The sequence below is a fragment of the Bacillus sp. JJ1764 genome (genome assembly GCF_036962145.1).
Taxonomy (GTDB): domain Bacteria; phylum Bacillota; class Bacilli; order Bacillales; family Cytobacillaceae; genus Neobacillus.
This window is the reverse complement of record NZ_JBALNY010000038.1, coordinates 993-26,286: the sequence shown is the minus strand read 5'-3', so window position 1 is coordinate 26,286 and position 25,294 is coordinate 993. Positions and strand designations below refer to the sequence as shown.

General features: G+C 37.6%; 21 protein-coding genes and 1 pseudogene. 6 read left to right on the top strand and 16 right to left on the bottom strand.

What is annotated here, in order from left to right; genetic code table 11:
- Positions 1–462: 462 nt before the first annotated feature.
- Positions 463–1,848: an amino acid permease gene (locus V7083_RS06180; protein ID WP_335476460.1), complete on the top strand. Its 1,386-nt coding sequence runs from the start codon at positions 463–465 to the stop codon at positions 1,846–1,848.
- A 225-nt stretch (positions 1,849–2,073) separates the two neighbouring features.
- Here V7083_RS06180 and V7083_RS06175 read toward each other — a convergent pair whose 3' ends face one another.
- The 14 genes and pseudogenes from V7083_RS06175 to V7083_RS06110 form a co-directional block, all read right to left on the bottom strand.
- Positions 2,074–2,478, bottom strand: coding sequence for a hypothetical protein (locus tag V7083_RS06175; RefSeq protein WP_335476458.1), 405 nt, complete (start codon positions 2,476–2,478; stop codon positions 2,074–2,076).
- 26 nt (positions 2,479–2,504) lie between these two features.
- Complete coding sequence (locus V7083_RS06170; RefSeq protein WP_335476456.1) at positions 2,505–3,872, bottom strand: rhodanese-like domain-containing protein; 1,368 nt, start codon at positions 3,870–3,872, stop codon at positions 2,505–2,507.
- A gap of 123 nt (positions 3,873–3,995) precedes the next feature.
- Complete coding sequence (locus V7083_RS06165) at positions 3,996–4,586, bottom strand: CDP-alcohol phosphatidyltransferase family protein (protein WP_335476454.1); 591 nt, start codon at positions 4,584–4,586, stop codon at positions 3,996–3,998.
- Between the two features lie 18 nt (positions 4,587–4,604).
- Positions 4,605–5,603, bottom strand: a complete 999-nt coding sequence (locus tag V7083_RS06160; protein ID WP_335476452.1) for an ABC transporter ATP-binding protein — start codon at positions 5,601–5,603, stop codon at positions 4,605–4,607.
- The gene (locus V7083_RS06155) at positions 5,578–6,414 is read right to left on the bottom strand and encodes an ABC transporter permease (RefSeq protein WP_335476450.1); all 837 of its coding nucleotides are present in this window, start codon (positions 6,412–6,414) and stop codon (positions 5,578–5,580) included. Before V7083_RS06155 ends, V7083_RS06160 begins: the two co-directional genes overlap by 26 nt.
- Positions 6,408–7,310, bottom strand: a complete 903-nt coding sequence (locus V7083_RS06150; protein ID WP_335476448.1) for an ABC transporter permease — start codon at positions 7,308–7,310, stop codon at positions 6,408–6,410. The genes V7083_RS06155 and V7083_RS06150 overlap by 7 nt, the downstream gene beginning before the upstream one ends.
- Positions 7,294–8,583 (bottom strand): ABC transporter substrate-binding protein, encoded by a 1,290-nt coding sequence (locus V7083_RS06145; RefSeq protein ID WP_335476446.1) that lies wholly within the window; start codon positions 8,581–8,583, stop codon positions 7,294–7,296. Before V7083_RS06145 ends, V7083_RS06150 begins: the two co-directional genes overlap by 17 nt.
- 184 nt (positions 8,584–8,767) lie before the next feature.
- Positions 8,768–9,523: a glycine/sarcosine/betaine reductase selenoprotein B family protein gene (locus tag V7083_RS06140; protein WP_335476444.1), complete on the bottom strand. Its 756-nt coding sequence runs from the start codon at positions 9,521–9,523 to the stop codon at positions 8,768–8,770.
- Positions 9,495–10,505 (bottom strand): lysylphosphatidylglycerol synthase transmembrane domain-containing protein, encoded by a 1,011-nt coding sequence (locus V7083_RS06135; RefSeq protein ID WP_335476442.1) that lies wholly within the window; start codon positions 10,503–10,505, stop codon positions 9,495–9,497. Before V7083_RS06135 ends, V7083_RS06140 begins: the two co-directional genes overlap by 29 nt.
- Positions 10,505–11,212: a TVP38/TMEM64 family protein gene (locus tag V7083_RS06130; protein ID WP_335476441.1), complete on the bottom strand. Its 708-nt coding sequence runs from the start codon at positions 11,210–11,212 to the stop codon at positions 10,505–10,507. Before V7083_RS06130 ends, V7083_RS06135 begins: the two co-directional genes overlap by 1 nt.
- 493 nt (positions 11,213–11,705) lie before the next feature.
- Entirely contained in the window at positions 11,706–12,737 is a 1,032-nt protein-coding gene (locus tag V7083_RS06125) for a serine hydrolase domain-containing protein (protein ID WP_335476439.1), read from the bottom strand.
- Positions 12,738–13,416: 679 nt separating this feature from the next.
- A pseudogene (locus V7083_RS06120) lies at positions 13,417–13,578 on the bottom strand (aldo/keto reductase); the annotation flags it as partial.
- 76 nt (positions 13,579–13,654) lie between these two features.
- Positions 13,655–14,512, bottom strand: coding sequence for an RsiV family protein (locus V7083_RS06115; protein WP_335476437.1), 858 nt, complete (start codon positions 14,510–14,512; stop codon positions 13,655–13,657).
- A 1-nt stretch (position 14,513) separates the two neighbouring features.
- Positions 14,514–15,008 carry an RNA polymerase sigma factor gene (locus V7083_RS06110; protein WP_335476435.1) on the bottom strand — a complete coding sequence of 165 codons (495 nt, stop codon included), beginning with the start codon at positions 15,006–15,008 and terminating at the stop codon, positions 14,514–14,516.
- A gap of 353 nt (positions 15,009–15,361) precedes the next feature.
- Here V7083_RS06110 and V7083_RS06105 point away from each other — a divergent pair, with 353 nt between their 5' ends.
- The 5 genes from V7083_RS06105 (at position 15,362) to V7083_RS06085 (ending at position 22,368) form a co-directional block, all read left to right on the top strand.
- Entirely contained in the window at positions 15,362–17,272 is a 1,911-nt protein-coding gene (locus V7083_RS06105) for an acyltransferase family protein (RefSeq protein WP_335476433.1), read from the top strand.
- 553 nt (positions 17,273–17,825) lie between these two features.
- Positions 17,826–19,112 carry an NAD(P)/FAD-dependent oxidoreductase gene (locus tag V7083_RS06100; RefSeq protein WP_335476431.1) on the top strand — a complete coding sequence of 429 codons (1,287 nt, stop codon included), beginning with the start codon at positions 17,826–17,828 and terminating at the stop codon, positions 19,110–19,112.
- A gap of 13 nt (positions 19,113–19,125) precedes the next feature.
- Entirely contained in the window at positions 19,126–20,598 is a 1,473-nt protein-coding gene (locus V7083_RS06095; RefSeq protein ID WP_335476429.1) for an aldehyde dehydrogenase family protein, read from the top strand.
- Positions 20,599–20,643: 45 nt separating this feature from the next.
- A complete protein-coding gene (locus V7083_RS06090) occupies positions 20,644–22,050 on the top strand; it encodes an MATE family efflux transporter (protein ID WP_335476427.1) in 1,407 nt (468 codons plus the stop codon).
- Positions 22,051–22,086: 36 nt separating this feature from the next.
- Entirely contained in the window at positions 22,087–22,368 is a 282-nt protein-coding gene (locus tag V7083_RS06085) for a cupin domain-containing protein (RefSeq protein ID WP_335476425.1), read from the top strand.
- A gap of 170 nt (positions 22,369–22,538) precedes the next feature.
- On the opposite strand, the gene V7083_RS06080 is transcribed toward V7083_RS06085, so the two are convergent.
- Complete coding sequence (locus V7083_RS06080; protein WP_335476423.1) at positions 22,539–23,090, bottom strand: TetR/AcrR family transcriptional regulator; 552 nt, start codon at positions 23,088–23,090, stop codon at positions 22,539–22,541.
- 354 nt (positions 23,091–23,444) lie between these two features.
- A complete protein-coding gene (locus V7083_RS06075) occupies positions 23,445–25,046 on the bottom strand; it encodes an amidohydrolase (RefSeq protein ID WP_335476421.1) in 1,602 nt (533 codons plus the stop codon).
- Positions 25,047–25,294 lie beyond the last annotated feature (248 nt).

Here is a 25,294-nt window from a genome sequence, read left to right as displayed (position 1 = left end):
TTGGGTCTGTCCCCAAGGTATTTACTATTATTATCGGTTAATTTTAATAAATGTTAAATAGGATTGTTCTGGTAAAGGCCTTGTTTCATTTTATAAAAAGAAAAACCACAGATCTTTTCGGTTGAGTGGGCCGCCGTGATGGAGTCCTTCTATTAAATGCCCTTTTAAATCGCTTTCTCTCATTGTAAAAAAACCTATTTTAAAATACAAATTATTTCATTATTGTATATATTTGTATACAAATAATCGATATTTGACTTAATGTGACTGGAAATTTTTTTTTTACTCTGAAAACATGAATTTTCCCCTTTTTTAATTTATTCCAACATGCTATAATCACTTTCGGAATAAAACTAACATTTAAATAGTCGGAAAATTCACCAAATAAGGCTGGCTACTATGTGAAAAAAGTAACATTCTTTATTTCAAAATGTAGATTCATCACAGAAACTGGAGGACAAAATGAACAAGATATTTAGAAGAAAACCTATTGCCGATTTAATGGCCCAAAGCCAAAATAAAGATCTTAAACGTGTGCTTGGCTTAATGGACTTAATTCTGCTTGGGATAGGCTGTATCATAGGAACCGGAATTTTCGTTATAACAGGAGTTATCGCCGCACAAAGTGCAGGTCCTGCTATTATTCTATCTTTTATACTTGCAGGTGTTGCCTGTGCATTGGCTGCTTTCTGTTATGCTGAATTTTCTTCTTCCATACCGGTATCAGGAAGTGTTTATACTTACTCATACGCAACGTTGGGAGAACTAGTCGCCTTTTTAATTGGCTGGGACTTAATGCTGGAGTATGTCATTGCCTTAGCTGCTGTAGCAACAGGCTGGTCCGCTTATTTTCAATCACTAATTGCCGGATTCGATCTTCATATTCCAAAGATTCTTGCGTCAGCCCCGGGCAGCGGTCAAGGCGGCGTAGTGAACCTGCCCGCTATCATTATTATTTTGTTAATTACTGCCCTTGTCAGTAAGGGTGTAAAAGAAAGTACTCGTTTTAACAATATTATTGTTCTAATAAAAATTGCGATTGTTTTGTTGTTTGTTTTTGCAGGAATTAAATATGTGAAGCCTGACAACTGGACTCCTTTTATGCCGTACGGCTTCAGTGGAGTAGTGACAAGTGCCGCTACAGTTTTCTTTGCTTACATCGGCTTCGATGTTATTGCCAATGCCTCGGAAGAAGTAAAGAATCCGCAACGCAATATGCCGATTGGGATTGTGGCATCACTGGCAATTTGTACGCTTTTGTATGTTGTTGTTTCATTAGTGTTGACAGGAATGGTTCCATATACAAAGTTGAATGTTGGAGACCCGGTTTCATTTGCGCTTAAATTTGTTGGACAAGATAGTATCGCCGGGATCATTTCTGTGGGAGCCATTGTCGGGATTACTACCGTTTTGCTGGCTTTATTGTATTCGCAAATCCGTTTAACCTATGCCATGAGCCGCGATGGTTTATTGCCAAAAGTGTTTGCCAAGGTCCACCCGAAATTCCAAACACCGTTTAAAAACACTTGGATGACTGGATTTATTGCAGCAGGAATTGCCGGATTTGTCGACTTAACAACCCTGGCACATCTAGTTAATATGGGAACACTGGCTGCATTCACCCTAATTTCACTTGCTGTTATCGTTTTACGCAAAAAACAGCCAGATTTAAAAGCGTCCTTCCGGGTGCCATTTGTACCAGTTTTTCCGATCATCAGTGCTCTTTTATGTATCTATTTATCCTTGAGCTTGCCGTCGATCACGTGGATTTGCTTCTTGATTTGGATTACCATTGGGACATTTGTGTATATTAGTTATTCACAGAAACATAGTTATCTTAATGAATAATTAGATACGGACGATCATAAAAAAATAGTATAATGAAAAAAGGTTGCCAGCTGAGCAACCTTTTTTTAATGGATAAATTTTACTTTTACTTTGAATCCCACCTTCCGCAGAAAGTTTCAACAGGGACCGAAAAAATACTTAATACATGCAAACTATCATTGAGAAAAAAATCCCTTCCATGTCTTACTCACACATAGAAGGGATTTTTAAAGAAACAGGCTATCTCTACTTCTTTATTTTCTTTAAAAGAATAAAAAAATATTGAAGTACTACAACAACGATCATACCAATCAGAAAAAAATGATAGGCATACAGCTGTGATTTTAACTGAAGGAAAACGACACCTAACAAATTGGCTAGCACAGCAATAATGAAAGGGATCTTCCTTTTTCCTCTTATTAGAAAGAGCACGCAGACAATTGCACCGACAAAAAATAAAATATATAAAACATGTATGGATGTATCAGTAAAGTAGGTCGTATCAAATTCTTGTTTTTTATATAGCAAATATCGGGCAACACCCATTTTTCTCGTTGAAAGATATTCAAGAATGACAGCAAGGAGGATACCTGAATATTGAATGATAGAAAAAATACAGGTAAATAAAAATGCCCATTTGTTATTCCTCATTGATTTCCCTCCTTGCAGGTAATGATTTATTTCGGTTCTCCTGTTTCAATCGGATTGGAAGGATCCATGCTCCATTCATTCCAACCACCATCATATAACGTAATATCTTTCAATCCCATTACATCAGCATAGAATAATACTTCTGCAGCTCTCCATCCCGTTCCGCAATAGAAGGCAAGCTTATGATCAGGATTTATTCCATCTTTTTTCCACATTGCTACTATTTCATTACCATTGCGCATTGTATTATCCAAGCTTCTGTAATCTTCCAGATTACTAGAGTCTGAACCGGCATGTCCCCAAACAGCCCCGGCTGGACGCCCTTTTGGTTTAATATAATCATATCCTGATGTTTTTCCAATAAATTCATCCCAGCTTCTAATATCAACAAGAGTACCCTTATTTTTATTAGCGAGAATTTGTTTTGCCTCCGGTAAATCAATAATGTAATTCGGATTCGCCGGCACAGTCGCACCGAAAGAAGTTACAGATTTTTTTGCATTTACCTTTGTTTCTGCTTCGTAGCCTGCGGTAGTCCATGCCGCATATCCTCCATTTAGCACACGAACATCCTTAACACCCATATATTTAAGAATGACCGCAACACGATAAGCAGGCATTGGATCAGATCCGTATAAGACAACAGTAGTGTCTGTTGTTATCCCGTTTTTTAAGGCGAACTTTTCAAGCTCTTTATCTTTCAGACGATTCCAAACCGGACCCTCTTCCACTTCATCCGTATTAATATGTACAGCACCTTGAATATGACTTGCTTTATAGTCCTTGGCCTCATCGCCCCAGCTAACTTCAAAAATTTTATAAGGTTTACCCTCATTTTTGTTATTAATCATATCCTTGACCCAGCTTGCCGGAACGACCATTTGGTAATTTGCAAAGCTTTCCATTGGAAAGCTTTCATCTGCTGCCCATTCTTTTACATCAAAAGAATAAAGATGTTGGAATCCTTCATTTTTGAGGTATTTAGCAACTTCACTAGCATCTTTCCCGTTAGCATCATAAAGAATCACGTTTTTGTCTGATGTGATTCCTTTATTTTTTAAAAGTCCTTTTAGCAGTTTTTCTTTATTTTTCTTTTCAACCTTTAACCAATTTGCAGAAAAATCGACAGCCCCTTTAACATGGCCTCCTCTTTTAACACCATCTATTGCCCAACCATTAAAGGCATCATTTGAACGAGTATCAACAATTACCCAATCCTCGTTACTAAGTTTCTCTTTCACTTCTTTTGCACTAATGGCTTTAGCTTCAACTTTTGTTTCTTTGTTTGCTGCGTCCGCTGGTTTACTTGTTTCTTTTGTATTAGAACATGCAGCTAATAAGATAAAGCTGCTTAACAATAGAATGACAAATGGCAGTACTTTTTTAAAACCCATTATGAATAGCCCCCTAAAGATAATTAAACACATTACCATTATAGGTAACTGATTCTTCTAAATAAATTCAATGTATCGATAGAATCGCTTAATATGTATAGATTTTTACAATACATCATTCGTTTATTTCAAAATTCTGCGTGCTTCCAGCAATCTTTGGAGACCTGTTACTAATTCTACAATTAAGAAAATAATTGTCCAAAATGTTAAATTTGATTGAAACAGCACCATTAAAGAAAATAAGATAAACCCTTCTGTTCTTTCAGCCAATCCAGGCTGATAATAAAAAGATTTATAGCTTTCCTTTTGTGAAACAGCCCCCACCGTCAAAAAGACAGTCATTGTAAATACGATTGAAAGAGCCAATAGTAAAAATAAGAATAGTATTTTTGGGTCTTGATGATGGAGGGCTAGCGCGATTAATATTCCACCTTCTACTACCCGGTCAAATGATACATCCAACACTGTTCCCCATGATGAGGAAGTTTTACTGATTCTTGCCATACTGCCATCAACCGCATCTAAAAACCCTGAAATCCAAAGAACAACAACACCAATGATGGGATGTTCAAGATAAATAAGAACACTTGCCATTATCCCAATTAAGAATGCAAGGATGGTAATGTGTGTAGCTTTTAATCCTATTCTTAACAGGTAATGTGAAGTTTTTGAAATAAATGGCTGTACTGCAGCACGCCCATGGGTATCAAGCAATTCCCCCACTCCTTTTCTTTATTTTGAATACCAATGAATTTGATCAAAAGCAACCCTGACTTTGACTATTGAGTGCAGGTTCGGGACATTTTCCCATCCCGCAATGATTACCTCTAAAATAACCTCTCCTGATTGAAGGAATAGAGAATAACCATCTTTTCCGGGTATCTTTCTTACCACTTCTCCGGAAATATAAGCAACTTTGTCTTTTTCCAAATTAGGTGCCGCTTCATCCACAATCTGCAATTTAGTAGCGGGAATCCATCCCATATCGTTTATTTCAGAGGTCTTTCCATCTATTTGAAACCATTTTTGCCATTGTTCCCTTGGAAAACGGTTTGGCAATGATAGGAAGGAAGCTACCCTTTCAGAAGCAGGGCTTTGAAAAAGTACTTCTGGCGCTGCAACCTGCAGAAGCTTTCCAGCCATAAGAATTCCAATTCGATCTGCAACAGAGAAAGCTTCATCCAAATAATGCGTTACCCAGATCACGGAGAAACCAAGTTCCTTTTGAAGTTGCAATAACCAGTCCATTAACTCTAATCGAAGAGTGGTATCCAATGAGGAAAACGGTTCATCCAACAAAAGCAGATTAGGTTTTAACATAAGGGAGCGCCCCAAAGAAACTCGCTGCTGTTGCCCCCCTGACAACTGATGGGGGTAATGATTCTCTAAATTCTCCAATCGTAAAATTTTTAAAAATTGTTTTCCTTTTGCCCTTCTCTCCTTTACAGGAATCCTCTTCGTACGCAATCCAAATGTGATATTCTCTAAAACGGTCAGGTGAGGAAACAGTCTTGGTTCTTGGAATACCAGACCCACTGTTCCTTTGTCTTTTTCCCAAGTGATGAGTCCGGAGGATAATGGCAATAACCCCGCTATGCCTTTTAACAGCGTTGATTTTCCACTTCCAGAAGGTCCCATCAATACAAAAACCTCACCGGGATCAATGGATAGATCAATAGACTGAATGACATCCGTTTTTTGGTGTTTAATACTGATATCCTTCAGAAGCATGTTCTCCCTCCTTTCCTTTTACGAATCTTCTTTTATTTAAATAAATAAGAATCGAATAAACAATCAATAGGATTAAAATAGGGATAAAGAAAACGATACTATAGGCAGATACAATAGATGAATTCCCGCTGTCGGCATAAGGAAAAATAACCAAGGGCAACGTCAGTAATGTCCCGCCACTCATAATCCATGTAGGCAAGTATTGACTAAAGGAAATAATGATTACCATTAAACTGCCCATATAAATAGAAGGTAAAAGTAATGGCATTTCGATCCTTCGAATAATAAGCCATTCACTCGCACCAAGACTTTTGGCAGCCTCTTGAAGTTTCGTTCCCATTAAGCGAAATTGATACCATACGGCAGCAATGAAATACGGCATGGTTACTAAAATATGAGCGATTGAAACCTTTATATACTCATTTAAAAAATCAGCCTGTAATGCCATTTGATGCAAACCAAAAATAGAAACAGTAAAGGGGATGAAAAGTGGTGTGAGAATGAAAATAAACACCAGCTTTTTTCCAATAAATTCATTCTGTGCAAGTACCCTTGCAGCAGGAATCCCCAACACCAGATTTCCGAAAAGGGTAAGAAAAGCAACAATCAAACTATTGATTCCCCCCTCTTTTGCACTCCCGGAAGCGGAAAGTACATACTTCCAAGTCCCCAGACTCCATTTTTCTGGAAAAACGTGTGGCCAAGGCCATTGTTTCGTGAAACTCCAAATCAATAATGGAATAAACGGAATTATGAAAAATAATGCAAGCAGAATCATCAGCATGCTTTGTTGCGTTTTTCTTTTTACCATAATCTTCTCCCTTGTTTATACCATTTCATTTGAAAATAAATTAACAGAAAGCCAACTATGAGTGAAATAACCGCCAGAATCACATTCATGGCAATGGCAATCGGCTGGCGGTCCAAGCCAAATTCTGTATATTCCTGCCATGCTATGACAGGGATTGAACCAAAAGCGGTGCGTGCCAGTAGAGCCGGTATTTCATAGCCAGCTAAGACAAAAGCAAAAACCACCCACATTCCCCCTACCCAAAGAGGGACCAAAAGTGGGATGAAGATCCATCGGACCTGCTGTGGAAATGTAGCACCCAATAAACCTGCTTGATCCCTCCATTCTGAAATAAGCTTTACAATAAAAGGATAGATGAGCAGAATCATAAAGGGAATTTCTTTCCACAAATAGGCTAGAATCACTCCAACTCCCCATTCATCGTGTATAAGCATAGGGAATCTCTCCATTGAATCAATCAAGCCTAAATGGAATAATAGTCTTGAAATCCAACCACTTTGCATAAAAACCTGCATAAACATATAAGCAGCTAATAAGTGTGGGATTCCGATTGGAAGATGAAAAATAAGTTGTGTCCATTTCCACTTGTAGGATTTTTCCGCCAGATATATGGCAGCAAGCAAACCTAAAACACCAGATAATATGGCAACGACAGCAGCCATTCCAACCGTAACTCCGACTGAATGAAAAAATCTTTCATTTATTAACTCCTTATATACGGCAAAACGTTCCCCTTGAGGGAGAATTAACGCTCCTCGCAGCATTCCAATGCTCATAAGGATAGCCTGCACCGTTCCTCCGATAAAAAAGAATAAAATAAACAAAAAGGCCGGGATTACTCCCAACAGCCTTTTAGATTTATTCACCTTTTGTATCATTTTAGTGATTTGCCACATTGTCAATCCATCCTCGTTCCAGCCATTGAACATATTCTGCCCCTATTTCCGGTACACGATGTTTCGATAATGTATCCTGTGATAAGGTCGCTGGTCCACGATCAATCGCATTCATCTTGGCTTGATCCTTCAATGATAACCGTTCAACATCCAGTGACATATTTTCTCCCCAATACTCCAAATCCATTTTCTTTAATTGAGCAGAGGGAGAAAGAAGGAAATTAATTAATACCATAGCTCCATTTGAATTTGGGGCATTATAAGGAACAGCAAGAAAATGAGTGTTAGACAGGGTTCCCTTGTCAAGGACAAAGGTCTTAGTCGTATCAGGGAACTCCCCGCTCTTGATTAAATTGGAGGCATTTGCTTCGTCATACCCCATAGTCATCCACACTTCACCATTCTTATATAATTGTTCTAATTGAGCCAGGGATTGTGGGTATGACTTTCCCTTATTCCATAAATTAGGCTCCATCTCATTTAATACATTCCAAATTTGATTAGCTTCCCCTTTTATAAGGGATTCATCATATGGATTCAAATAGGCGTCATAGTTTTTGCTCGTTTCATGTAAAACCTGTCGGACAAAAGCGCTTCCTGTAAAATCAGGTGGAGCCGGATAAGTAAATTTACCCGGATGTTGTTTCACCCATTCTTTTAATTCTTCAATCGATTTGGGAGGATTCGCCATTTTACTTGAGTCATAAGCAAAGACAAATTGGACCTTGCCCCAAGGTGCTTCGTAGCCCTCGGTCGGATAACCAAAATCATTAGCGATATCGCTGCTTTTCACATCGACATATTGATTAAAGTTTGGCAGTTTACTCGTAAATGGTCCTAATAACAACTCATTCTCTTTGGCGGTTTTAAAATTTTCACCATTGACCCACAATACGTCCATTTGTCCTGATTTTTTCCCTGCTTTTTTTTCGGCCATCAATTTATTAATAAATTCCCTTGCATCCATGGGGTAGCGCTTAAGTTCAATATCATATTGTTTCTTCAATTTAGGAGCAACCCATTCATCGATGTACCGATTGATTCCCTCGTCGCCGCCCCACATAAAGAAATTAACCTTAGTACCTTTTGCCTTTGCAACGATATCTCCCCAATTGCTCCCTAAAGTTTGGGTAGATTCCTTATTTGCCTCCGAATTGTTTTTTTCTGTACATCCAGACAAAATTAAAAGGAAGATTGATAAAATCGTAATCATTAACTTTTTTCTATTCATAATTGACCCTTTCTGTTGCCACACTCGCAAGTTGATTTGCATCTAAAATATTCCTCCCACATTCCAAGGAAACAATACATTGAAAAAACAAATCCATGAACAATGAGAAAAGAAGACATATGAAATGAAACGCTAAAACAATAAATATTATAGAACATTGTGATCAGCAGTAAAATCCATCGGGAATGCCAAAGGATTTTCTGCATTTTTATAAAGTGTTCGACCTTCATGACTCCATTCTCCGTTTCCATTTATAAGGAAGTTTAACCATCGTTTCCGGCTTATCTATTTCAGCTAAATAATGGATAGCATCTTTTAGTATTTGTTTTTGCATACCCGTGTTATTTGCTTTTCCAAAGCTTCGCCCCATAGGAAAACGTAAATGCAGAGACCTTGATACCCGTACTTTTCGCGTTAATTCTGCCAAATGAGAGATGGAAATCGTAGGGATCCCTGATTGTTCGATTGCATATTGAATCAATCCCACGGATTGATGGCATATATATCAGCCGGGATTTAAAATAACCGCATCAACCTGTTCTTCTCTTAATCGTTTAAGAATGAACGGGACAGTTTCTTCCATTAGAGGGGTTGTGTTAGGAATATAACCCATTAAGCCATAATGTGTATTAGCGACTCCGCCGATTACACCTTCATCTGCCAATTCCTTTAGACGAAAAAGCGGAAAAACACAATTTATATCCTGATCGGCATCACTTCGATCAAAATGAGTATGGCTGATCATTAATTCGTTCTCTTCACAATTTGAAGGAATAAATCGAACAGTTGAATCACCAGCTTCTACATCAAATTCAGGATCTGCCTTTAAATGCACTCCCGCAGTAGAAATGAGGGCAAAAACAGCATCGTTTGCCGGCTTTAAAAAAGGAGTGAATGGGATTTCCCCATTGATGGATTGGACCATATATTTTGCCTTTTGGCTAACAAGGGATTCAATGAATCGATTCCCGGACAGCTTCATTTTGTTTCCCCCTCCCCAAAATCCAAAATACTCCACCGATTACACTTGTTAATGTTACAAGGAATAAAAATAGTAATGATACAGATACCGCTATTTCATCTGGGACCCCTAGCCCTGTAAAGAAAAAAACATAGCAGCCCTCACGAACACCGATCCCATTCACACTAACAGGCAGCATGGTAATAACAGAAATTAACGTTATGGCCATAAGGAGATGCATCCAAGGTAAATGTATGTTTAATGATAAGAATAATAATTGATTAATCCATGCAAGCCCCGCCTGAAAAGCTAAGGAAAGCATGATAATCAAAATCCACCATTTAAAATTTTGTTTCCGGTAATCCTTGGCAACGGAGATTATTTTCGAAAGACCATTCCAGACTTTTTCTAACAATCCACCAATCTTGGTGTTCGTATCAGCTATTCTAAAATTTCCTTTTTTCATGAACAAACCAACGATAAGAAGCAGAAACATTATTATTCCTATTACAAGCAGAATGGAATATAGGAATGGTCTAGCGATTCTAATGGATAACACTGAAATGATTGAAATGACTATGAGAGCGAAACCACTTGTCAAACGCTCAAATGCAACCGAGGCAGTGGCAATTGGAATTCCTGTTATTCTCCCTAAATAGAAAACTCGAATAACATCTCCACCAACACTGCCAGGTAAAAAATTATTAAAAAATAATCCAATATAATAGAAACACCCCAATTTCATAACTGAGGCATTTCCTCTCTCTGTTTCATTTAATGAAGAGTGAACAATCATTTTCCATTTCCAAACGCTTGAAAATACCGTTAATTGGATTGCTATGAAAGCACTAATTAAATAGATTGGAGAAGCATTTTTACCCACTTCCAAAATACGATTCCATTCAATCAAATGAATAAGCCAGAATAGTAAACTTGTACTTCCAATGATCCGTATGGACATTGAAATATACGAACTTCTTTTTTTCTCTTTATTAGCTTTCATCAACCTTTAACGCCTTGCTTTCTATTTCCCCATTCCTTCCACTTCGGACGGAGAATTATCCCAATTACCGCCAGTGCGATGGCAATGGTAAACAGGAAGAATATAATTTTCACAGTACTGGTAGCACTTTGACCAAGATAAGAATAAAGGATTGTCGCAGGCAATTGCCCTAATCCGGTGGCCCAGAAAAATGGCCAAAATGAGATAGAGGTTAAGCCTGCAGCGTAGCTTACTAAATCAAATGAAACAATGGGGACAATCCTTGCTATAAAAACAGCTTGTTTCCCATATTTAGCAAAGAAGACATCCCACCATTGCAAAGCCTTTTTCGTCACTATTTTCTCAACAACGGGTCTTCCCATCCATTTTGCCAAGTAAAAACAAAGAATGGCGCCAAGCATGGCACTGCTCCATGAAAGAATGGCCCCCAGCCCCCAACCGAACAGTAGACCATTTGCAAACGTGATGACAAATGCAGGAAGGGGTGCGATGATCGATTGAAAAACCATTAGTAATCCAGAGACAACCGCCGCAAAAGGTCCAAAGGTTAGTAAATAATCCCTGAACTCTTCTACATCGCCATCCTTTAAGTATTTTATTGATTCATAAATGGAATCTTCTAATCCTTCGTGCCTTAATAAGAAAAATACAAAGATTAAAGCAAAAAAAGAAATAAGGACTTTGAAGAAATCTTTCTTTGCTTTCATACATTCTTCTACTCCCATTTTTTCAAATACCTTATATTATCAAATTGTTAATAGGTTCAATTTGATTATAAAGAAGTGAAATATTAATATAAATTCATCTTATCAATCGAATCCAATCATATATATCTATTAAGTAGATTTAAGAGCATTTCCAAATTACCTTTTATTCTTTGGCTTTTATACGGAAAATTTCTTTTTTTATCATTCTTTAATGTTAAGCTTAGGTCTGAATACTCATAAACTTAATCTCATTTCCCTTCAGAATATGAGCTAAGTTTGGCCAATAATGACCTGTAGGCTCCATCCTTGCGATAACTTTTTCCATTTTGTTTTGATCCATAATTTTTTAAGCCAACCTATGAAACAATTAAAGCTAGAATATGTATTTTGAAAATAAAAGGATACCGAAAAAGGGGCTTTATTATGTTCAAACCTCATTTTTCTTCTTTACAGGAATGCTGCCCCTTTAGTTTAAGTGTAATAGTTCACAAACTCAAAAGGACTGTTTTACTATTTCATCCTCAATTTCTTTCATAACATCGTATGCTCCATCAGATTTGTTAGAACAAATTACGGATTTAATTGAAGTTTTGGGATAATATGCTGAATGGAAACTTACACCAGGGTCATAACCCATCACATGATATTTGAAAACCTCATCATCATTTTTTTCAATCCATACTCCATAACCGTAGAAACTATTTTTGTCATTTGTTCTAACATATGGGGTAAGTAATTTATTTGTAAATTCTTCAGTTAGAAGTTGGTTATTTTGAAGTGAATCCCATAAATTTACCATATCGTTGACAGTTATAAATGCTCCTCCATCTGAACCACCTTTTACTGGTAATGAAAAAATATTGGTTTTCCACTTACCATTTGGTAAATCAATGTAACCACATGCTGTATGTTTGGGGAGAGAATCAAATTCGAAATAACCTGAGCTGGACATATCCGCTTTTTTAAAGATGTTTTCTTCTATATATTCGGTGAATTTGTGTTGACTTGCTTGCTCTACAATCAGACCAAGTAAAATATATCCAGCATTGTTGTAATGAAATCTTTCTCCTACTTTTAATTTCATTGGTTGGTTCTGAAATAAGGGTAAAAAATCTTCTAAGTTTCTCATCAAATACATCGGGTTCTTAACCCACAATTCCTCAAAATTATCCATAACTTCTTCATCAAAGTAATCAGGTATTCCTGCTGTATGTGTTAAAAGATGATGAATGGTAATATCTTTATCAAAATTAGGGAAACGAACATTTAGGCAATCTTCTAATTTCGTTTCAAAAGAAAGTTTCCCACCTTCTACAAGTTGACAGATTGCAATTGAAGTAAAAAGTTTGCAACCAGAAGCAATGCCATATCTTGTATAGGGACTATTTTTTATTTGCTCAGAACGGTTAGCAAAACCGTAGCTTATCTCTGTTAATATTTTGTTATTTTCCTTAACGAGAATACTTCCAGAAAATTTAACCTTTTCTTGTATATTGGTAATACAATTTAAAATATTGCTATTCAATTTAATCCCTCCAGCACTTTTCCTTCTTTTCTAACCTACTTCGTTCGTATTATAAGGTTAGCCGGAATGCTAAATATTTCTGGTTGACCATTTTTTATATGGTCTTATTATATCAGTAGCCAGGGTAGAACGTAACTGCTCTTGGGGACTTAGATCTCGTATAACAAAAACTCACAATTATGTCACTTTCTTTGTTTAATAAACCTGACCATTAAATCAATAGTTTCAATAAAAAGAGGGTCAATCCTGCTGGATCAACTCACCCGTTTGCTAAATAAGAAGGTCCTATTCAGAAATACGACTGTTCTTTTGTTCTCTGCAAAAAAATCATTAAAATGCTTATCAAATCCAAAACTTCTTTTAATAACTAAAGGGTTTTGAAGAATTACTGGATGACTTACTTATTAATAAATATTCTTGTAGCTGATTAATAAAAGCTTGTAAATCATCAAAAAACCTAACTTCGAAACTAGACATTTCAGGAACATTCCTTGTAAAAATTATTTTATTACCGTCATACTATAATCCTTCAAATTTAAAATGTAAGAATAAATGCTTTTGGAAGAAATCATACTACGATTCTCCTTACCCATAGAGAAAGTCACCTTTAAAAGGGTACTTTCTCTATTAAAATACTATCACTTGCTCGTTTATTGTTTAAAGGTTAAACATAGGTTGATTAGAAATCATAATTATCAGGATCTGGACCTACTCGGTGATTTTGATTTAAATCATCAATATGTTTCATATATTTTTTTGATAATTCAAAAGCAAATTCATTTGCATTTTCAATGATTCGATGTTCTTTTGTAGACTTTGGAATCGTCACAAAACCGTTTCGTTAAGTTCTTTTGTGGATTCAGCCATTTTTTTAACAGCACCATTAATCTGACGCAGAAAGGCATCTGTCGGTTTTGCTATTTAATATATTCTTTACTGGCTAATGCATTGGCAATTACATCGGTCGGAATGGTAAATTCACAAACACCCATATACCCAGGCGCGACTTCGTATTTATTAAACACGATAACTAGTTTTCCTTTATCGTTAATATAAAAACTTTGGTCTTTGGCAATGGTTTTAAAGCCCATTTCATTATCCAACCAATAAAACTTGTCAGGATCACTATCCATTTGATGCTTCATCTGTTCCTTAATATTTTCGTTTATCAGGTCCATATAGCTATCATCTTTAAATAGACTAGGTAAGGTAATCAAAAGTTCATTTTTCTTGTCGATCGTATCAAACTTATATTCTGAGTAAGAATTCGTGGTGCTAACAACATACCTGCCCACAGCAAGAATTTGATCATTGTCGGTTTTGACATCATAACCGCTTTCTACACCCAAATGACCTCCGCCCATTTTCTTAACTTCCTCTATTTCTGCCATGAAATCATTGTACAGTTCTTTACTTTCTGCCAGGTACTTTTCGTTCAAGGTGGATTCTAATGTTTTATTTTTCATGTTTGTAATGGCAGGTACTTTTATTTCCATTTTAGTCGTTCCCTTATCTACTTTAAATTCTGTAAAAGTCAACGCCTTGATAAGCGGGCCAACAAATGGCACTTCTGATAAGGCATTTGCAAGGCTTGGACTCGCATTTATCCCAGTTATGAATATCAGCGCTGCTGCTCCGATTCCAATAAACCGCTTCATGTTGTTCACATTTCTTTTCTTTTTTTGCTGGAGAGCTTTTTTCACGATAAAATCCAAATTATCAGGGATAGGTGTATTTTTATATTCTATTCTTAAAGCTTCCAATTTTTTATCCATTTTATAACTCCTCCTCAGCAATGATAATGCGTAATAATTTTAATCCTCTGTAAAGCCGTGTTTTCACTGTATTAATATTTTCATCTATAATTTCTGCGATTTCCTCCAATTTTAAATCTTCAAAAAAGCGCAGAATAATAACGGTTTTGTAATGAATGGGCAATTCTTCTAAAGCATTGTTAAGATCAATGTCATTGTATGCATCTTCTTTTCCATGACTTAAAAAGTCAATCGTTTGTTCATCCACAAGAGTGATTTTCTTTTGCTTTCTTAAAAAATCGATTGATGTACGAACGACAATTTTATAAAACCAACTTTTGATCGATTCAGATTTTTGAATCGCTTTGATTGAGATAAGTGCTTTTTTTATTGATTCCTGGATAATATCCAAAGCATCCTCTTGATTTTTTACATAACTGAACGCTAAACGATAAAAATCTTCTTTATGATCATTCATACAAGTGATGAATAATTCATTCACATCTTTTTTCTCCATAAGTTGAAAGAGCCCCTTTTTGCAAAAATACATTTTATTTTTAAAAGTTGTTCGAAGTCTAGACGAAGAAACATTATTAAAAAGTTTCATTCGCATATCCCAAAATTCGGTCCACCTTAAACCATTAAATTATGGGTTTAACCATTAGTTGCCCTATTCTTTCTTTTTATCAAACTATTTTGCAATAAAATTTCCCTCCAAAAAAATAATCTAAGTTATTATTTTTTTATCTTTTTTATGAAACTAAATGAGGGGGTAATCACGTCTCTTTAGGGAATGATTTTTTGCTCCTCTCCTTAAATAGGAATGTCCTGTGACATATGAGGAGCAGAACAGATTTGGAGGAATAATTTATGTTAAGCAAAACACAAAATCATCGTTATATCCATGGATTGGATGGACTTAGAGCTTTAGCAGTACTATTTGTCATTGCTTACCATTTTAATTTCAGTTGGGCTAGAGGAGGGTTCCTCGGAGTAAATATCTTTTTTGTTTTATCAGGATACTTAATCACCTCGATCATGTTGCCGGCACAAGGACAGCGATTTACAATTAATTTGCGTGATTTTTGGATTGGTCGGATACAGCGTCTACTTCCGGCAGCCTATGTCATGATTTTGGCAACTATCGTTTGGGTGACGTTATTTAACAGAGAACTTCTTCATACAGTAAGAGGAGATGCAATATCTTCTATTTTTTATGTAAGCAATTGGTGGTTTATCTTTCATAAAGTTTCATATTTTGATAGTTTTGGCTCCCCTTCACCATTGAAGAATTTATGGTCATTAGCAATAGAAGAGCAATTTTATATCATTTGGCCGATTGTGTTGGCAATTGGTCTAAACATATTTAATAAGCAAAGCAAGTTTGCGATTTATGTCTTTAGCGGGGCAATCTGTTCTGCCCTATTAATGGGTCTGCTCTATGAACCTGGGGCAGATCCCAGTCGTGTTTACTATGGGACCGATACCCGTTCATTTGAACTGTTAATTGGCAGTTGGTTGGCTCTTGTTTGGCCAATGAAGAGACTCTCATCCAAAAAGCTATCTGTCAAGCTGCGCAAAACACTGAATATAACAAGTATCATTTCATTGGCCATCTTCATTTTTTGCGTATTGTTTGTAGATGAATATCAGACCTTTTTGTACAGAGGAGGCATGTTACTGATTTGTACGAATGCTGCGATCTTGATTGCTTGTGTTTGTCATCCCGCAAGCTTTTTAGGGAAATTACTCTCCTGGAAACCTCTACGCTGGATAGGTACAAGATCTTACGGAATCTACCTATGGCATTACCCAGTGATTATGATAAGCACTCCCGTTTATGAAATAGGAAATCATACATACTGGCGTGTCTGTTTGCAACTTGCCTTTATATTCATCATTGCGGAACTGTCTTATCGTATTGTTGAAATGCCGATTCGAAGACATGGATTCCGTTCATTTTTTCTTAGGTACTTTACCATCAATAGGATAAAGTGGAAAGACTTTTCGTTTGGCAGAAAAATATTAACGACGCTCATCCCTTTAGTCCTTCTGGTGTTTATTACCGGAATCACGGGTGTGGTAAAAGGTGAAGAACATAAGGATGCAATGGAGTCATATCCAGCTAATGTAAAAATAAATGGTGAAGTATTTTCCGGCAGTAAAGATACTGATACAAATCAGGAAAGCACTGCATCCGAGAAAAATCCCTCCGATCCAGATCATAGAGAAGATTTTACATTAGGAAACGAACAGAACAAAGAAACAACCCAAAACGGAAAAAAAGATGCGGCTCACACTCAACCTTATACGGGAATACTAGCCATTGGAGATTCTGTTATGATAGATATTGCTCCAAGCTTGCAAAATATATTTCCTGATATAACGATTGATGCAAGAATTGGAAGGCAAGTTTCACAAGCTATCAAATTAGCGCCTGGTTATGCAGATTTTAATCAACCGAGTAAAGCTGTCATCATTCAACTGGGGACAAATGGTTATTTTACTAATGATCAAATAGACTCATTACTCAGCGCTTTCTCTCAGGCTCATATTTATTTAGTCAATACACGTGTACCGCGCTCTTGGGAAGGAAAAGTTAATCATGCATTATATAAAAAATCTCAAGAGTATGAGAATGTTAAATTGGTTGATTGGCATTCTAAAGCTATTGACCATCCTGAATATTTTACAGCAGACGGTGTCCATTTGTTGCCAAAAGGAGTTGAAACCTTAACAAACCTCATCAACCAATCCATCACTGATATTGCTTCAGAATAATGTTTGATCAAATTGATTCTAATAACCTAATAAAGAAAGAGCGTGTNNACACGCTCTTTCTTTATTCAATCAGATCAATCTTTTATAAACAAGTTGATCATCTCTATAGTCCTTTTCAATTAAAGCGTGCGTCATTTAATTGAAGAACGAATAGGATTTTTAGCTATTATTGGAAGGTTTTGTTTAATCCTCATCAATCTCATCTTCAAATTTAGAATTTTAATTCAATAAATTCTTTTAAGTTCCAGCCGTCTTTACTCCTTGCATTCAAATGCTGCAACTTCTAGAACGGACATCCTTTGACTCTTGGCAACCTTGTGCGAACTTTGATTTAGATTTACATGCAGTTGAAAAATATCTTGCGAAAAAATATTGAATAATTCGGAATATTAAGTATAATTAGAATGTAACTGGTATAACAAATTTAGTTACCTTAGTTTTACCGCTTAATTTCAGACAGAAGATTTTCTGAAAATCAAGTGGTAGCAATTTTTATACACCCATGTATTCGGTATCCCCCTAAAACGTTCTTTAAATAAAACAGAAAGAAGGAATGGATAAGATGGATCGAATGGATACTCTCTCTCTATGGACAGCGACTGCAAACAGCTATGAAAAACGAAAGTCTCTTGAAGGAAATGAAGAGGCGGATGTTGTCATTATTGGCGCAGGTTTCACAGGGCTTTCTTCTGCTTATCATTTACAAAAATTAGGAAGGAGTGTCATTGTACTTGAGCAAGAAACAATTGGATATGGCGCCAGTGGTCGTAACGGCGGAATGGTATTGCCGGGCTATAAGCCAACGATGCAAGAACTTTCTAAAAAATATGGTGTTGACGAGGCGAGACAGCTTAATAACCTCTCCCTGCTCAGTATTGAACTGGTTAAAAACATTATTGATGAGCATCAAATCAATTGTGCCTTTAGAAACACAGGTCACATTGTCGCGGCTTACAAAGCCAAACATTTTGAAGGACTGAAACGTGAAAGCGATTACTTAAACAAAAATTTTGGATACAAATCAAGTGTCCTTGATCGAAGCCAATTGCATCAAGAGATCGATTCTCCACTATATCATGGCTGCTTAGTCGACAACTCTAGTTACTCGTTCCATCCTCTTAACTATGCGATTGGTTTGGGAGAAGCAGCTAGATCGATCGGAGCAAAAATCTTTGAGCTTTCCAAAGCATTATCTATTGAGTACGGTCGAAACAGTGTGAAGGTTGTAACAGAAAAAGGTGTTGTTACGGCAAAAGACATAATTGTGGCGACAGATGGTTACTCCGGAAAAATCATGGATGAACTGAACAAAGGCGTACTGCCAATTTCGGCACGAATAATTGCGACTGAACAGCTTCCAGAATCACTGTTGAATGCTGTCATCCCTAGAGATCGCATGGTTTTTGATACAAGCAATTTCCTCTACTATTTCAGACGTACCCCAGATCATCGCATCGTATTTGGCGGTGGCGATATTCGTCCTAATTTAAGTGATGCCGTTTATCAAAGTGTTTACGATGCCATGATTAAAATAATGCCAAAACTAGCAGGAAGCAAGATTGAATTCCGTTGGGGTGGATTTATCGGGGTTACAATTGATACGTTCCCTGTTATCGGCAGATCAAAAGAAGGCGCATATTTCGCAACGGGTTATACGGGCCACGGTGCTTCTCTCTCAACATTGTTAGGTAATTTATTGGCACAATGGATCGTTACGGGAAGTGCAGGTGAATATCGATTTGAAAAGGAACATCTCAAATCATTTCCGTTCTATAATCAGAAAACCATGCTGGTAAATCTTGCACATATTAGTTTCAAATTACTTGATATTATTGCATAAAGGAGAGTTGTTTATGAAAATTGACATGTTCATTGATGGGAAATGGGTAGAAGCGTTATCCGGTGACAGAAGAAACATTATCAATCCTGCAACCGGAGAGGTTATTGCAACGTCTCCGGTTGGATCGACAAATGATGCAAAGATGGCAATTGAGTCGGCTCGCAGGACGTTTGACAGCGGGATTTGGTCGGATTTATCGGCTGATGAAAGGGCTGACTATCTCTATAAGATTGCAGACCGTCTTGAAGAGAAAGCCACTGAAATTGCCCGCTTGGAAACGGCCAATAACGGTAAGGTTATTCGTGCAACCACCTATGTGGATATTCCTGTGTCGATTCAATGTTTCCGCTATTATGCTGACTTGATCAAATGCATGAAGAAGGAGTCTTATACCCGTGCTGATTCTTCGGAAACCATTATTATTCGTGAACCAATTGGTGTTTGCGGATTGATTGTCCCTTGGAATTTCCCGCTTATGTTAGCTGTTTGGCAAATTGCTCCTGCCCTTGCTGCAGGGAATACCATTGTCATTAAGCCTGCTGAGTTTACTCCTTTAAGCGTATTCAAACTATTTGAAATTATGGAGGAAGTCGGGCTGCCAGCCGGGGTTGCTAATTTAGTATTGGGGCCTGGATCAAAAGTTGGAAATGAACTAGTCGAGAGCCATGATGTTGACAAGATTGCCTTTACCGGCGGAACAACAACAGGTCAAAACATTATGCGTGTAGCTGCGAGTACTATGAAAAAGATTACACTTGAACTGGGCGGCAAATCTCCACTAATTGTCTTTGATGATGTGGATTTTGAAACAGCAGTCGACAATGCGATGTTCGGTATCTTCCACAATGCCGGGCAAGTTTGTTCAGCTGCATCCCGTTTATTGGTACAAGAGAACATTTATGATAGGTTTGTTGAAAGACTTGCTGAGCGTGCAAGCAAGATTGCAGTTGGCAACGGTGAAAGTGAGAGCATTGAAATGGGACCCCTTACAAACGAGTCTCATATGAATGAAGTTTTACTTTACATCAAGAGCGGAATCGAAGAGGGTGCCAGATTAGTGTGCGGTGGTAAGCGTCTAACAGATAATGGACTGGATCGAGGTTATTTTATTGCACCAACAATTTTTGCAGATGTAAACAAGGATATGCGTATTGTGAAGGAAGAGATATTTGGTCCAGTCCTTGTTGTACAGAAATTTAAAGATGAAGAAGATGCCATCCAAAAAGCGAATGATTCTATTTATGGATTAGCTGGCGCTGTATTTACTGAGGATATGGACCGCGCTAAACGTGTGATTCGTAAATTGCGGGCAGGTATAACTTGGATTAATAGTTATCATCTTGCTTATGTGGAAGCCCCTTGGGGAGGGTATAAGCAAAGCGGGATTGGCAGAGCATTAGGTACTACTGGGCTGGAGCATTTCATGGAAACAAAGCAAATCAATGTCCACCAGCACGCCAAGCCTGTGGGTTGGTATGCGTATTAATTTGGCTTAACTTGCTAGATAAATTATGTACAGGGGGATGGGCTCATGGGAATAGAAGGAAACCGTCAATCACTGAATATAGAACAAGAAGGATTGGTGAATATACCAGCATCTGATTCAATGCTGGGAACTAAAAGTATTCCCCTATTATATTTAAGATTTGCTTTAGCAGGCATTATGGCCAATGCGATTTTAGGAATTGTAGCGGTTGTCGATGGCTATTTCGTCAGTGGATTTCAGGCATTGGAATTGGAAGGAATCGGAATTGGATTTACGGTCATGGTTATTACTCGAATGCTGGGGGTTCTTTTTGGAATTGGAGCCGGAGCGGTTATTTCCCTTCGTCTCGGAAAAGGAATGATTGCAGAAGCTAGAAGCATTATGGGGCAAACTTTGTGGTTTACTCTGTTCATCTCTAGTTTGATCGCCGTATTTGGATTAATTTTTGAGAATAAAATTATGATTTTTTTCGGAGCAAGTAATGAATCGCTTCCGTACGCGGTACAATACAGCCGTTTATTGTGGATTTCCTTGCCCTTAACCATATTGGCTGTTGTACTAAGTATTTTAACGAACATTGATGAAAAACCTATATTATCCATGAGCAGTTGGCTAGTAGCTGCAGGTGTTGCGGGGATTACTGAATGGATTATGATCACAAAGTATAACATGGGAATGATGGGATCCTCATGGGCCAATACGATTGCACAGTCGATTCCTGTTTTATTGATTTTTTATTTTTGGTTCGGCAAAACAAAGCTTAAGCCAAAAATGAAAGATATGATGATTAGTCTAAAGAAGATGAGAGAAGTGGCCTGGACAGGATTTGCTTCTTTCTCGAGCCAGTTCATGATGTTTTTGGCCATTATTTTCACCAACAACTTACTGCAAAGCTACGGTGGAGGATTGCATGTCGCTGCTTTCACCATTCAAAATGGCTACATTACCAATCTACTCGCTTTAGCAGCACTTGGGGGAATGACAGGGCTTCAGCCACTCATTAGTTACAACTACGGTGCAGGAAATTTTGATCGTGTAAAACAGTCTATCAAGATAGGACTCATTTTTACGGTTTCCTTCTTTTTTATTACGACAGCCATCTTGTTTATTTTTGCAGATCCAATAATGACTTTTTTCGCTGGCGGTAACCCAGAATTGCATCAATTGGGCGTTTGGACGACAATGGTATTTAATTCTTTGTTTATGCTTAATGCAGTTGGGTTGCTTATCGCTGGCTATTTTGAATCTCAAGAGAGAAACTGGATCGCAACGTTTATTAATATTAGCAAAATGTTGTTTTTTCTATTCCCGTTCATGTTTATTTTCCCGAAATTTTGGGGTGTAGAGGGGGTATGGTACTCACTTCCTGCCTCAGAAATTCCTGGCATTCTCATTGCCATATATTTTATGAGGAAAGAATTTAAGAATTTGAACTCAACTAAACTAGCGTAAGCGCACGATTTACTGACAGAAAGAGAGATGATGATCATGTTTTTTGCGAAAAAACTGACAACTGAAGAAGAGAAACAATTAGGTGTCGACACTTGGGAATCATGGGTAGGGGAAGCCAATAAAGGAACTTGGCATGTAGAAGAGCAGGAAGTTTTCTATGTGACAGATGGTGAAGTGTTTATTACTGTTGATGGGGAAAAATATCATATTACAAAGGGCTGGGTCGTTACCTTGGCTAAAGACCTTGTCTGTGAATGGGATTGCCCAGCATTTTTGAAAAAGAATTATAAAATGAATCATAAGATCCATTTAAAATAATGTTAAATGAGAAGTGGAATCCAATCATCACATTCCTATACTTTACCTAAATATTTGTGGTTTATGGGACACAACACCATTTTCCGACCTTGCATCATATGGGATAGCTGAAAGACAAAAAACAAGTAGAATAAATGTTCCCTCCCTTTTTTGTTCGATTATTATTTAATTTACTTTTTGACTAGACCAAACAATATTACGTCTACAATGGAAGATAGAGCTTCTGGTAAAGTAATATTATTTTCCATATAAAAACGTTGATCAAAAATTGAGTTTGTCGCATCTATGATGAGTTTTATGGCGAGAGATGTATTAATTTCAATAAGCTCTCCTTGTTGAATACCTTCTTCGATTAATAAGCGCAGAGCTTCCCACTCACTCAAAGCAGCATTCACTTTTGCCCATTGTTCAGGATAATATCGTTTCATTTGTTCTAATATTTTGAAGTCGTAAAATTCAAAATAGGTTGGCATTACAGTACAAATCCCTCTGATTTTCTCAATAAGGCTTAAAGATGTATCTGCCATAATTTGCTCTGTTTTTGCATTTGATTCATATAATGTTTGATCAATGATTAACTCCAGAATTTCAACTTTCGAAGAAAAATGTTGATAAATGTATCGTTTGTTTACACCAATGCGTATTGCTAAATCATCCATTGTGAACTTCATGCCTTTATCATGAATCTCTTCAATAAAGGCTTTTATAATACGCTCTCTCATGCCCAGTACTCCTTAAAATTAAAAATATATGAAAAATGCTATCTCAACAACTTACCTTACGCACTCTGACAAATAATTTTTATCCCTTTATTTGCAGCACTTTCTCTTTTGGGATCATTACCTTATGGACCTTTCCCTTGTTAGCAAAGTGATAGTAATCCAACTCCCAACTAAAAACAGAAAGGTATATATCTTCCATCATACAACATAACTTACTGTCCGAAAAGGCTTTCGATGGGCACAGTATAAGAGTACTCGGTTCACCAGAGACAGAAAAAAATGGTTACCTTGTCCGACCACTTATGGATCGAACAAGATGACCATTTTTTATTCTAATGCTTAATTGCCTTGGCATTATTTATCTTGATAGACGATCTCCCCATCAATGATTGTCATGTGGATAGGAATGTCGGCGATATCGGCAGGATCCGTTTGCAAAATGCTTCCTTCTAGAATCACCAGATCGGCTAATTTTCCAACTTCAATGCTCCCTTTATGTTGTTCATCAAAGCTCGCATAGGCCCCGTTCCACGTATAGGTTCGGATCGCCTCCAGTAAAGAAATAGCTTGGTTTCTTCCAATTGTTTGTCCCTGTTTGCTCTGTCGGTTCAGTGCTGCCTGAATACCGAACAGTGGACGATAATCGGTCACCGGACTATCGGATCCGGCTGCTGCAACGATGTGGTTGTCAAAGAAGTCTCGTAATGGATACATATGATTTACCCTCACTCCATAGTTATGAAGGTAGCCTTCGCCATACTCGTAGAAAAAAGCAGGATTGGGGATCGGGATGACACCAAGTTGCTTCATTCGCTCAATCAGATCCGGTTCTGAAATCCCTGCATGTTCAATGCGCGGTCGGGTATCCGGACGAGGATATTCCTTCAGGGCTGCCTCTATACAATTCAATACCATTTCAATTGCCCGATCTCCCTGCGCATGGGCTGTAATCTGAAATCCTTTCTTATGCGCCTCTATCAACCTTCGGTTTAGTTCTTCCTGTGTATAGTACAAAATGCCATAATCTTCTGGGTTACTTGTATACGGCTTACGGGTAGCAATGGTCGGACCACTGCTACTGCCATCCGTAAACAACTTTGCCGGTCCGATTTTAAACCGGTCATTCCCCATGCCTGTCACCATTCCAGAGTTAATCATGCTTTCCAAAAATAATTCGGGATTGTCCATTGCGCAAACCATCGCATAAATGCGCACTTTGACCAAGTTGTTCTGAACTGCTTGATACATCGCTCGAAAACCATCGGAGTCATTGCAACCAGCATCATGGATACTAGTAATTCCAGCCGAAACAAAATCAGCAGACGCAAGTGCCAAGGCATGGGCTATTTCTTCTTGGGAATAGGTTACTTTCTTGGCTATTTGGAAATGGGCCGTTTCAATTAAACGCCCTGTCAGCTCACCCTCAGCACTATGGCCAATCATCCCTCCTTTAGGATCGGGTGTATCCTTGTGAATCCCAAACATCTCTAAGGCTTTTGAATTTACCATCGAGATGTGATTACACGCGCGTATAATGATAATCGGGTGCTCTGTTGAAATCTGATCTAATTCTTCTCGAGTCGGATACCGCTGTTCCGCGATTTTAGTTTCATTGAAACCCCAAGCCCGCACCCATTTTCCAGCTGGAAGCCCAGATACTTTTTTTCGTAAATCTTGAAAAATATCCTGTAGCGAATGAATGTGGGGAGCTTTACAACTTACTCCCAACTTGTCAATGCCGTATGCGGAAAGATGCAAATGAGAATCAATGAATCCCGGCAGCAAGCTTTTTCCTTTCAAGTCAATCACCGTTGTTTTCGAACTGATAAGACGCTCAATCTCCGCAGATGTACCAGTAGCGATAATCCGGTTTCCCTTTATTGCGACCGCTTCCAATATTTGATCCTGTTCATCTACCGTAATCACTTCCCCATGAAGAAACACGATGTCTGGCATTTTTACCCTCCTTAGCTGGATAATACTTAGATACGAAGTCTTGTCCATGTTTAAGTATTTATATATGGATTCTATCTATTGTCCACCAATATAGTTTTTCAACGTTAGTACATTTTTGGTTACTCCCCTAGTGAAACCTCCTATTTTGAGGTAGCTGTCCTATGAGTTAATTATATCCGAAAAAGAATGCGCATCCGATAGACAGTATGTAAACTTATTTACACAAATTTCACAACATTTTAGCAATT